At 42.1% G+C, this 12,229-nt stretch carries 6 protein-coding genes; 3 read left to right on the top strand and 3 right to left on the bottom strand.

Features of this window, described 5'->3' with window-relative positions; genetic code table 11:
• Positions 1 to 457: 457 nt before the first annotated feature.
• Positions 458 to 4,519, bottom strand: coding sequence for a two-component regulator propeller domain-containing protein (locus tag DW173_RS07490; protein ID WP_120144194.1), 4,062 nt, complete (start codon positions 4,517 to 4,519; stop codon positions 458 to 460).
• 208 nt (positions 4,520 to 4,727) lie between these two features.
• A complete protein-coding gene (locus tag DW173_RS07485) occupies positions 4,728 to 6,098 on the bottom strand; it encodes a TrpB-like pyridoxal phosphate-dependent enzyme (protein ID WP_004316593.1) in 1,371 nt (456 codons plus the stop codon).
• A 132-nt stretch (positions 6,099 to 6,230) separates the two neighbouring features.
• Here DW173_RS07485 and DW173_RS07480 point away from each other — a divergent pair, with 132 nt between their 5' ends.
• Both DW173_RS07480 and DW173_RS07475 read left to right on the top strand, forming a co-directional pair.
• Complete coding sequence (locus DW173_RS07480; protein ID WP_008770827.1) at positions 6,231 to 8,060, top strand: TrkH family potassium uptake protein; 1,830 nt, start codon at positions 6,231 to 6,233, stop codon at positions 8,058 to 8,060.
• A gap of 4 nt (positions 8,061 to 8,064) precedes the next feature.
• Entirely contained in the window at positions 8,065 to 8,751 is a 687-nt protein-coding gene (locus tag DW173_RS07475; RefSeq protein WP_008770828.1) for a potassium channel family protein, read from the top strand.
• A 132-nt stretch (positions 8,752 to 8,883) separates the two neighbouring features.
• Here the strand turns inward: DW173_RS07475 and galB are convergent, their stop codons facing one another.
• A complete protein-coding gene (gene galB, locus DW173_RS07470) occupies positions 8,884 to 11,331 on the bottom strand; it encodes a beta-galactosidase GalB (RefSeq protein ID WP_120144192.1) in 2,448 nt (815 codons plus the stop codon).
• Positions 11,332 to 11,572: 241 nt separating this feature from the next.
• Here galB and DW173_RS07465 point away from each other — a divergent pair, with 241 nt between their 5' ends.
• The gene (locus tag DW173_RS07465) at positions 11,573 to 12,124 is read left to right on the top strand and encodes a DUF4738 domain-containing protein (RefSeq protein WP_008643053.1); all 552 of its coding nucleotides are present in this window, start codon (positions 11,573 to 11,575) and stop codon (positions 12,122 to 12,124) included.
• The last annotated feature ends 105 nt before the right edge of the window (positions 12,125 to 12,229 follow it).

The raw sequence follows: 12,229 nt of genomic DNA, 5'->3' as shown, positions 1-12,229 counted from the left end.
TATGAAATGAACTAATTCATTTTGATACGGGAGGGAAACGGTACGGAGACGAACTAAACGCTAGTTGTCAATAAGAGATAAGCTGTCTTAATACTGTGTTTAGTTTCCTATCTTCTATAAATAATAATTAGCTCTACATTCTAGTTTGTGTTCTACTTAAGTCGAACGATAGAACCACTTAAGTTGAACTATCGCTCCACTTAAGTGGAACGCAAATTTATTAGGGAACGAAGAAAATAATAGCTCCAAGAAGAATTATTAAAAAGACTATTGTGCTAGATTAATCCTTGTAACTATGAATTTAGCTCAAAACCCTACTGAAAAAAAGAAAAGTACTGTTTTATACATTGGGGTTGTTTGTTATGTATAAACTCTCTTCCAATCCAAAAATATTATGATTTTTATGGATTGGATTCCGTAAAAATCATAATATTTTTGGATTTACCTCTCTAGTTGTTTATCCCTTTGCCTTCTTAATATACTCTGTAGGCAAACATCCGAAATACTTTTTGAAACTCGTAGCAAAGTAAGACGGCGTATTAAATCCTACCATTGTGCTGACTTCTGCTATTGTATAACGGCCATCCTTCAGTAGTTTTGCCGCTTCATTGAAACGAATCTTGCGTATAAAGTCGATAGTCGATTCACCTGTGATAGCTTTCAATTTGAGGTGCAGATTAGAACGGCTCATATTCATTTCTCTGGCGAACTCGTCGGTAGAGAATTCAATATTATCCATATTCTTTTCTACGATGGCAACGGCACGTTTCAACAAAGCTTCATCCATGGCGTTGAACGTAATCTTTTCCGGTTCCACTTCCAGAGATTTGGAATACCGTTCAAGCATACGCCTGCGGGTACGCATCATATTCTGTATCTTCGTAGTCAGGATAGCCAGCGAGAATGGTTTCGGGATATAATCATCCGCGCCCATTTGCAGGCCTTCCATCTGATCTTTGGTTTCGCTTTTGGCAGACAGGATAATCACAGGAATGTGACAGGTACGGATATTCTGCTTCACATTCTTGCATAGCTTGATACCATCCATCACAGGCATCATGACATCAGTCACAATAATGTCCACTTCATTCTCTTTCAGCTTTTCCAGGGCTTCTTCACCATTTCCAGCTTCCAGTGTATTGAAAAGTTCGGCAAGTCCGCTACTTAGATAATGGCGGATTTCATTATTGTCTTCTACGATAAGAATCGTACCACGTTTCTTGTCACCGGTTTCGATCGTTTCGTTTTCTACTTTTTCCGTATCAATGAAATACATCTCTTTCGAGTTGGTAGAATAAACTTGGTCCTCCTCATTTTTAGCGTCATTAGAAGCTAATTCGGAAGATTTGTAGATGTTTATATCCTGTGGCAGATAAACAGAGAAAGTACTGCCTTTGCCTTCTTCACTGTCTAACTCAATACGTCCGTGATGCAGTTCCACCAAACGCTGTACCAATGAAAGACCGATACCACTTCCTACGTGCTCACTCTCTATCTGATAGAAACGTTCGAATATTTTCCCCTGCTTGTTGATAGGAATACCAATACCGGTATCACTAACTTGCAGTACCAGCCAATTGTTTTCCTCTTTCAACGTAACAGTAATGCTTTGCCCGCTTTCTGTATATTTGAAAGCATTTGAAAGCAGGTTATTAACGATCAGTTCCAGATAATTCGGATCGAAAAGTTCCTCTTTTTCTTCCAGTTCGGAGTGGAGAGTATAAGTAATCTTCTTGTGGCGTGCCAGTTTATCGTAGAACAAGAAATTATCCTGTATCAGTTGATGCGCATTCTCTTTCTTTACTTTCAGCTCAAAAACTCCCAATTCGGCACGGCGATAATCCATCAACTGGTTGACAAGATGCAACAGACGATTGGCGTTGCGTTGGATATATTCCAGCTGGTTACGAGTCCAGCGATCACTAATCTTATTGATTATTTCTTGTAAAGGAGCTAAGATGAGAGTTAACGGCGTGCGAAGCTCGTGCGAAATATTGATGAAGAAACGCATCTTCATCTGGTTGATTTCTTCTTGATGCTCCTTGTCCCTGCGTTCAAGTTCCAGTTCCGCTTCCATACTCTTACGCATCCAGAAGAAGCGGAAGACGAAAGTGATAAACCCGATAAAAGTGGCGAGGAAAATCATGATTGCCCACCAGGTCTTGTACCAGATAGGGAGAACTATGATTTCCAACATTGTAGGTACAGTATTCCATTTTCCGTCACTATTGGCAGCTTTTACCAAAAAGTGATAAGTGCCTTGTGGCAGGTTGGAGTAGGAGACAGTACGTTTATCTGTCAGATAATACCACTCTTTGTCATATCCTTCCAGTTTATAAGCGAAAGTGTTATGTTGTCCGGAAATATAATTGGATACTACAAATTCAATCGTGAAAGCAGTTTGCCATGATTTCAGGGTGATACTTTCTGTTTCATTGATATTTTTAGTCAGGATACCAGTTTCATCATCCGGACGAACTGTCTTGTTAAACAGTTGAAGTTTAGTGATAACTACCGGAGGCGTATAAGGGTTATCCAGCAACAGTTCCGGGCGGAAAGTAGTGATCCCGTTGATACCCCCGAAATACATTTGACCGCTTGAAGTACGGCAGAACGAAGAAGTATTAAACTGATTACTCTGTAATCCGTCGGATTCCGTAAAATTACGGAACCTCTCTGTTTCCGGATTGAAACAGGAAATACCACGGTTGGTACTTACCCAAAGACGTCCGAAAGTATCTTCCAGAATACCATATACCACATTATTAGGCAAACCGTTAGCCGTAGTATATCGTTTGATTTTCTTTTCTTTCTCATTAAAACAGTAGAAGCCTTCACGCGTACCTACCCAAATGATACCGTTGGCAGCCTCGTAAATGCAATTGGTAAACGTCTTTGTTACAGATGATTCCGGCAGAATAGGCACCTTTTCTATCTCGATTCCTTCCTGCTGAAAGACAGATATACCTTCCTCACCCCCGACCCAAAGCCGTTTATGGGAATCTCTGAACAGGATTGTGATTCGTTGTGAAGTAAATGGAGTACCGTCCTTTTCCTTATCAATGGTGGTAAAACTCTTTTTTTCCGGGTTAAAACTAACCAGAGCACTTAATGTCCCCAATAAGAGATTCCCCCCTTTGTCAGGAAGAATTGCATATACATTCTCATTCACCAACTGGCTGTTCAGCTGATTGAAACTTTCCATTTTTCCACTGTTTCGATGGAGAACAGTCAGTCCGCCGGCATGTGTCCCTATATATACAAGTGATTTTTGTTCATCTACATATACGGCTTTGATATTGTTGGAACCAATACCGATTTCCCGTTCGTCTTCCTGTAAGATATAGTGCGTAAACTGTTGCGTCTTTGTATTATATAGATTCAAACCGCCATCATTCGTTCCTATCCATAAATTCTTATCCTTATCTTCCGTAATGCAGCTGACTACGTTATCGCTTAGAGAATTCTTATAGGGAATACGCTGGATATTCTTGAATCTGTTGCGGATAGGATGGTAATAGTTCAATCCCCCGAAATAGGTTCCAAGCCACATACCTCCTTGCGAATCCATAAAGATACTGCGAACCGAACGTTGTGACAAACTGCCGTTTTCTACCGGACTGCTACTGTAGGAAACGAAAGAATCGCTTCCTTCATGATAAATGTTTAGATCATTGAACGTTCCTATCCATAAGCGATTTTGCGAATCCAGTGCCAGAGAGCGGATATAATTGGAACTGATACTTTTAGGATTGGAAGAAGAATGATGGTAAGCCTTGACCTCTTTCGTTTTCGGGTTGAGCAGAAGCAGACCGGCTCCTTCGGTAGCTACCCATATACGGGTAGGAGATTGCTGCAAAATGGCTTGAATCTGTTTTGTTTCCGTTATCGGAGTAATCTTTTCCAGTTTCTTTTGAGGAATGGAATAGCTGTAAAGCCCGTCGACTGGGGTACCGATATAGATAATATCCCCCTGTCTGTAAAGAGCTGAAGCTATAAGCTTGTGCATAGCGGTACTAAAAGAATCATCAACGAATCGTGATTCTTTAATATCGAACATAGTCAGACCTTCTTGTGTGCTTATAAGCAACCGTTCCGGTGAGATTTCTGCAATACCATTGATTTGTTGCCGTTTGCCTTTTTTCTCGTAGAAGAAATTTCTGAATTTGTCTTTTTCTTCGTCATAATATGACAAACCATCCCGCGTACCGATCCAGACACGTCCCTGACTGTCAGTTTTTACGATTCGTGAAATGTCATTAGCAATACTGTTCGGATCCTCTTCATTATGTTGATAAACTGTAAATGAATACCCGTCATACTTGTTTACTCCATCATAGGTCGCGAACCACATATTACCTCTTTGGTCCTGATCGATAGAAAATACGGTGCTTTGTGACAATCCTTCGTTAATAGAAATATAAGAGAAGTTAATTTGCTCCGGAACTTCAGAAAAAACGCAATTAACCCCTATACATAGAAAGAGTAGACAGATTGTTGTTTTTTTAAGGCTGTTCATTATTAGTTCATAAGATTAATAATGGCATCAAAGATAGCAAAATCTTTTATATGGAGGTATTCAATAGAGAGAAAGTAAATATAGGGAATGAAAAAATACCACCGATTATACAGATTAGCACGGATTTTTATATCGACAATCTTCGAATTACAATTAAATCTGTGTTAATCTGTGTAATCGGTGGTGAAACTTGAAACTGGTAGGTAATTTATTTAGCTAAATCTCCTATCTCGTCTAAATTCTTCTGAATATCTTCGTCATTCAATGTATAATTCACCAGATCACCGGCCAAATACTTATCATAAGAAGCCATATCGATCAGACCATGACCCGAAAGATTGAAAAGAATCACTTTCTCTTCTCCTGTCTCCTTACATTTGTTAGCTTCGCGGATAGCCGCCGCAATAGCGTGGCTGGATTCGGGAGCCGGAATAATACCTTCAGACTGCGCAAACAGACAACCGGCTTCGAAAGACTCCAGTTGCTGTATATCTACCGCTTCCATCAGATTATCTTTGAGCAACTGTGAAACGATTACACCTGCGCCGTGATAACGAAGCCCACCAGCATGGATATGAGCAGGAGCAAAATTATGTCCCAAAGTGAACATCGGCAGCAATGGAGTATATCCGGCTTCATCACCGAAGTCATATTGGAACTTACCACGTGTCAGTTTCGGACAAGAAGCAGGTTCGGCAGCAACGAAACGAGTCTTTTTCCCTTCCTGTATGGTGTGGCGCATGAACGGGAAAGAGATACCTCCGAAGTTGGAACCACCTCCGAAACAACCGATCACGATATCCGGATACTCGCCTGCCATTTCCATCTGTTTTTCAGCTTCCAGTCCGATAATAGTCTGGTGGAGAGTCACGTGGCTAAGTACGGAACCGAGCGTATATTTACAGTTGGGAGTCATTTGTGCCAGTTCGATAGCTTCCGAAATAGCAGTTCCCAATGAACCTTGATAAGTGGGGTGTTTAGTCAGAATATCCTTACCGGCACGGGTAGACATAGATGGAGAAGGAGTGACCTGTGCTCCGAAAGTCTGCATGATGCTGCGGCGGTATGGTTTTTGTTCATAACTGATTTTTACCTGATAAACGGCAGCTTCCAGACCGAAAACCTTGGCTGCGTAAGAAAGAGCGGCTCCCCATTGTCCGGCACCGGTTTCAGTGGTGATGTTGGTCACCCCTTCTTCTTTGCAATAATAAGCTTGTGCCAATGCAGAGTTCAATTTATGCGAACCGATAGGGCTTACGCTTTCGTTCTTAAAATAGATATGAGCCGGAGTGCCGAGTGCTTTTTCCAAACCATAAGCACGAACCAGCGGAGTGCTGCGATAGTACTTGTACATTTCACGCACTTCTTCCGGTATTTCGATCCATGCATCCGTCTGATTCAGCTCCTGATGACACAGCTCTTTTGCGAAAATCGGATATAAATCTTCTGCTTTCAGCGGTTGTTTGGTTCCCGGGTGCAACGGAGGCATAGGTTTGTTCACCATATCAGCCTGAATGTTGTACCAGTAATGTGGAATTTCTTCTTCCGGTAGAATATACCGTTTTCTTTTTTCACTCATAATATTGTAGTTTTTTAGTTTTCTGTTGCCAAAAGTACTCAAATTTTTAATATTCGGAAAATTTTGTCAACAAAGAATCGCATTTGATTGTTATTTTAGTTAAGTTTGCACGACCCCGTTAAAAAAGATGATATGAAGATTTATCATAAGTTTTTATTGTATCAGAATAAACTGCTAAAACCCTATGTACGTATCTTGTTAGGGCTGGTAGAAGCACTCACCTATCTGGCGTCATTATTATTGATTGTCGGAGTAGTATATGAACATGGCTTTCCCTTGTCTATTGATGAAGTGGCGAATTTACAGACATTGTATAAAACTGTTTGGATCATCTTTCTGATTGATGTAACTTTACATATCTCGCTAGAATACCGGAATACCAAAAAGCAATACCGGCGATTAGCTTGGATCTTGAGTGGGTTGTTATATCTCACTTTAGTACCTGTTATATTCCATCGTCCGGAAGAAGAAGGAGCTATTTTGCATATTTGGGAATTCTTACATGGGAAGTTTTATCATCTTTTGTTATTGTTAGTTCTTTCTTTCCTCAATCTGTCTAATGGGCTGGTGCGTCTGTTGGGACGGCGTACCAATCCGTCTTTGATATTGGCAGTCAGTTTTATGGCTATTATTCTGATTGGAGCAGGCTTGTTGATGCTTCCGCGCTGCACGGTAAATGGTATCACCTGGGTAGACTCTTTATTTACCGCTACCAGTGCCGTATGCGTTACAGGCTTGGTACCGGTAGACGTGTCTACTACATTCACTACTTCGGGATTAGTTGTCATTATCCTGTTGATTCAGATTGGCGGATTGGGAGTGATGACATTAACCAGTTTCTTCGCCATGTTCTTTATGGGGAATACCTCCATTTACAATCAGCTTGTTGTGCGTGATATGGTTAGTTCCAATTCATTAGGTTCTTTGCTGTCTACTTTATTATATATATTAGGCTTCACCTTAGTGATTGAAGGGATCGGCATGGTTTCGATTTGGTTTAGTATTCACGGAACGTTGGGAATGACCCTGGAAGGAGAGTTGGGTTTTGCTGCTTTCCATTCTATTTCAGCTTTTTGCAATGCGGGCTTTTCTACACTTTCCGGCAATTTAGGAAATCCGATGGTGATGACTAACCACAATTGGCTGTTTATTACCGTTTCTCTATTGATTATATTTGGTGGTATCGGTTTCCCCATCCTTGTCAATTTCAAGGATATTGTATTGTATCACCTCCGTCGTTTCTGGAAATTGATTCGTACCCGCAAACTGGATCGGCATAAAATGCAGCACCTCTATAACCTGAATACGAAAATCGTGTTAATCATGACTTTCCTGCTTTTATTAATCGGCACATTGGCTATTGCTGCTTTTGAGTGGAATGGTTCTTTTGCCGGTATGCCTGTGGCAGATAAGTGGACGCAAGCTTTCTTTAATGCCACTTGTCCGCGAACAGCCGGTTTCAGTAGTGTCGACCTGGCATCATTGAGTGTGCAGACGCTATTGGTTTATCTATTCCTGATGTGGGTGGGCGGTGGATCACAGTCCACGGCAGGTGGTGTGAAAGTGAATGCTTTTGCGGTCGTAGTTCTGAATCTTGTGGCCGTATTGCGTGGCACTGAACGAGTGGAAGTGTTCGGCAGAGAATTGTCTTACGATTCAATCCGGCGTTCCAATGCAACAGTAGTCATGTCATTGGGAGTCTTATTCATTTTCATTTTCACATTGAGCATACTCGAACCGGGTGTTTCCATTATGGCATTAACTTTCGAATGTGTCTCTGCGCTTAGTACCGTAGGTTCCAGTCTGAATCTGACCCCTCATTTGTGCGACGCAAGCAAACTATTGGTGTCTTTGTTGATGTTTATTGGTCGTGTGGGATTGATAACATTGATGTTGGGAATCGTCAAACAGAAAAAGAATACAAAATACCGTTATCCGAGTGATAACATCATAATAAACTAAAGCTATGAAGTATATTATTATTGGTTTAGGAAATTACGGCCATGTGTTGGCGGAAGAACTGTCCGCCTTGGGACACGAAATTATAGGTGCGGATATAAGCGAAAGTCGTGTAGACTCCATCAAAGATAAGGTTGCTACAGCTTTTGTCATTGATGCCACTGACGAACAATCATTATCAGTGTTGCCCTTGAATAGTGTGGATATAGTTATTGTAGCGATTGGAGAGAATTTTGGTGCGTCGATACGAGTCGTTGCCCTGTTGAAGCAGAAAAAGGTTCCCCGTATTTTTGCCCGTGCTATTGATGCCGTACATAAAGCAGTGCTTGAAGCTTTTGATCTGGAACGAATCCTGACTCCGGAAGAAGATGCTGCCCGCAGCCTGGTACAACTGCTCGATTTCGGTACTAACATGGAAGGATTCCGCATCGATCAGGATTATTATGTTGTGAAGTTCACGGTTCCGGAGAAATTTGTAGGATATTTTGTGAATGAGTTAAACCTGGATGAAGAGTTTCATTTAAAAATGATAGGATTGAAACGGGCGAATAAGATCACCAACTGCCTGGGTATCTCTCTGACCGAGCTTCATGTGAAGAATGAATTACCGGGAAATGAGAAAGTGGAAGAAGGAGACGAATTGGTCTGCTACGGCAGGTATCGTGATTTTCAGGCCTTCTGGAAAGCTATTTAGCTAAAGTACTTATAACGTCGCTTTTATTGAGCACAAGTGAGCAAGTTTCGGAGATAGTTGTATGAAGAAACCCATCGGACTTCTTTTCAGTAAAGAAATCCGCTGGGTTTGTTATATGCTGAAGCGTATGCCTTATTTCGTCTGAATACGAATATTTCCGGCTTTCACTCCATTTGCTTTTGCTGTAAATACAATCTCACCGGCAGTTTCACCGGCTTGCAGGATAGCTGTCAACATGCCGTTGAAAGCATGCATCTTCGGAAGATGGAATTGTTCAAGGTTCGTCGGATCGCCATTGGCGGCAGCACGATATTTACCTGTTCCCTTTACCGAGAAATTTATCTGACGATTATCGGTAGGGCAGAGGTTACCGTCTTTGTCTACTACTTTAACAGTCACATAAGCCAGGTCTTTTCCATCTGCAGTCAGTTCGTTACGGTTGCTTACCAGTTCGATGTGATGAGGCTTTCCGGCAGTATGGACTACTTTTTCAGCTACCGCTTTTCCGTTTTTGTCGTAGGCTACTACTTTCACTTCCCCCGGTTCGTACTTTGTATCCATCCACATCAGACGATAGCGGTTCTTTAGCGAACTATTATTCTTGCTTTGTTTTCCATAACTTTTGCCATTGATAAACAATTCGGCAGTAGGATAATTAGTGTACACAAAAATGGGAGTCACTTCACCTTCACGTCCCGGCCAGGTCCAGTGAGGCAGGATATGTAAGGTTTCCGCTTCCTTGTTCCACACGCTACGGTAAAGATAATAGCGGTCTTTGGGTAAACTGGCAAGGTCGATGATACCAAACATTGAACTGTGGTTAGGCCATGAATCCGTATCGTATGGTGACGGTTCACCCAGATAATCAAATCCGGTCCATACGAACTGTCCGATGGTCCAATGATGATCGTCAGCTAATGCAAAGTCCTCGTCCGGAATATTCGACCAGGGACAAACCTCCACATCGTATGAAGAGCATTGATGATCTTCATATTTGGCCCCTTTCTTATCCTCCACCGGGAACTTGTACACGCCGCGTGAGCTGACAGTAGAAGCCGTTTCGCTTCCCAGAATCAGATTCTGCGGGAGTTGGTCGTATGACTCCTGATAGCGTTGCGTACGGTAATTAAGTCCCGGAATATCAATCATTGCTGCAAATCCGTTGGCAAGTACACAAGTCACCTGGTCCATTCCGCAAGTGACAGGACGGGTAGGATCTTCACGATGGCAGATATCCTGCAGGAATTTGGCCACTTTATAACCGACAGGACTGCATTGAGTCGGTACTTCGTTGCCGATACTCCACATAACGACGCAAGGGTTATTCCGGTAATTATGAAGCATATTTATCATATCACGTTCCGCCCATTCATCGAAGTAGCGGTGATAACCATTTTCACATTTGGCGATATCCCATTCATCGAACGGTTCGATCATCATCATAAATCCCATTTCGTCACACAATGCAACGAGTTCGGGAGTCGGCATATTATGAGAAGTACGGATCGCGTCGCATCCCATATCTTTCAATAGCGTAAGCTGATGACGCAGTGCTGCTACATTGATAGCGGCGCCCAACGGACCTAAATCGTGGTGATTGCATACACCCTGAAATTTGCGGTGCTCCCCGTTCAGGTAGAATCCTTTGTCGGCAATGTATTCAATGCTGCGGATACCGAAACGTGTGGTGTAAGTATCTACCAGTTTATCATCCGCATAAATTTTAGAGACAGCCTTGTAAAGCGACGGACTTTCCGGCGACCAGAGTTCGGGCGCGTTTACAATAAAATTTTGTTCAAAAGGTTGTCCGTGATTGATGCGGCTTGTATTCTCTTTCCGGGTAACAACTTTACCTTCCGGAGAAAGAATTTCCGTCTCTACACGGATGGCTGTTTTCTCACCGGCATTGTCTATCTTCGTTTGGAGACGTACGGCTGCAAAATCCTTGTTGACGTGAGGAGTTGTGATTTGCGTTCCCCATACAGGCACATGGATTTTGTCAGTCACAATCAGGTGTACATTGCGATACAGACCTGCTCCCGGATACCAGCGCGAAGATTGCGGACGGTTTTCCAAACGCACGGCAAGCGTATTGTTTTTACCGTTTTTATTCAATAAGGAAGTCACATTACAGTGAAAAGAATTGTAGCCGAAAGGCCAGAAACAAGCTTCTTTTCCGTTGATGTAGACACGCGCTTCACTCATGGCACCGTCAAAGAGTAGTGTCACTTCTTTGTCGGCAGGGGCGTCAAAACTGGTACGATACCATCCGGTACCTACATAAGGAAGACCGCCGGTACGTCCTGTCTTCAAGGAAGCTTTTTTCTCAAAGTTCTGTGTCACTGCCACATTCTGAAGATCATTGTTCATGTCGAATGGACCAAAAATCGCCCAGTCGTGTGGAATAACAACCGATTCCCATTTAGTGTCATTGAACTCCGGCTGACTGGCCTCTTTAAAATCTCCTTTACTGAATTTCCAGTTCTTCTCCAGCAGTGCCTCACTGCGTTGCGCTTGCATAGTGCAGGCGGCGGCCATCAAAAGTACAGCTAATAACTGTTTGGGGTGTTTCATGTTCATTTTTACTTTTCAGGTATAAAATATTTTGGATTCGGCGTAAAGTTATAAAAAAGGATTCAATAATCTTATCTCTTGAAAGCATTAAATGCACTGGCCGGTTTGCCACTGTTGTCAAGCCCCCCTTTGTGATAGCCTTTCCATTCCTTCTTTCCTTCAAATGTAGGAAAAATGTCGGTTACACTTGTAAATATCCCGCTCTTTTTGTTCCTTTGCCATCTATTTATAAACAGAAAACTTACGTATGAGAAAACTAGTTTATTGGCTTTTATTGCCGTTGGCAGTGGCTGTGAGTGCATGTGGCGGTAAAAAAGGAACTTCAGATAATCAGTCGCTACTGGCAAGAATAGACAGTATAGATGCTCACGGATTGCAGCGTATGCAGACGTCTAAGAGCGAAACTAACTTTAAGTTCAAAGGAAAAGATTATCATTCCTTTGTTTCACGTACTCCGGACGAAAGTCTGCCTCATGTAACAAATGAGATGGGAGATACTTATGTCGACAATAAAATAGTGCTGCACCTGACACGCGGTAACGAAACGGTATTGAACAAGACATTTACTAAGAATGATTTTTCATCCGTAGTCGATGCAAAATTTCTCTCGAAATCTATATTGGAAGGAATTGTATACGACAAGACCACTCCGCAGGGCATTGTATATGCCGCAAGTGTTTGTTATCCGCAGACAGATTTGTATATGCCGCTTTCTATAACGATCACCGCCGATGGAAAAATGAGTATACGGAAAGTCGATATGCTTGAAGAAGATTTGAACGATGAAGCACCGAATTAAGCCTCCAGGCAGGTGTTGACAGCAAAATTACACAAATGTGAAAGCATTTGAGACAAACGAAAGGCAACTGATGAGGTTGCCTTTCGTATTTTTGCACCGTCAACA

This window comes from Bacteroides sp. AM16-13 (assembly GCF_003602705.1).
GTDB lineage: Bacteria > Bacteroidota > Bacteroidia > Bacteroidales > Bacteroidaceae > Bacteroides > Bacteroides xylanisolvens.
Note: the sequence above shows the minus strand (reverse complement) of the source record. Positions and strands in the feature narration are given on the sequence as shown.